The sequence below is a fragment of the Paraburkholderia sp. BR14320 genome (genome assembly GCF_040948665.1).
Lineage (GTDB): Bacteria > Pseudomonadota > Gammaproteobacteria > Burkholderiales > Burkholderiaceae > Paraburkholderia > Paraburkholderia youngii.
The window spans coordinates 1-261 of sequence record NZ_JBFPKG010000335.1 but is presented as its reverse complement, the minus strand read 5'-3'; the positions used below and the strand labels follow the sequence as shown (position 1 = coordinate 261).

At 60.9% G+C, this 261-nt stretch carries 1 protein-coding gene; it reads left to right on the top strand.

Annotation, left to right across the window (positions count from 1 at the left end; all coding sequences use genetic code 11):
- Positions 1-261 (top strand): transposase (locus AB3X89_RS40545; RefSeq protein ID WP_368588100.1); only part of this gene is annotated, 261 nt, incomplete at both ends.

Here is a 261-nt window from a genome sequence, read left to right as displayed (position 1 = left end):
GCGTGTCGGGCCAGTCCCAGACTTACAGCGATGCGTACCTCGAACTGATTTTCACGTTCTACCGCCTGTTCAACTGGGGCATGCGGCAGATCACCGGCCATATGCAGGAATTCTGGGCGCTGCGCGGACTGGACATCGCGGTGCCGAGCTTCGGGTTGCTCAGCGAGCGGTTTCGCGCGCTTGAGATTCAGGTCAAACAGCGCTGCCAGCGCGTCGCCGATTGCCTGTCCAGAGGCGAGGCGATCAGTTTGATCGTCGACA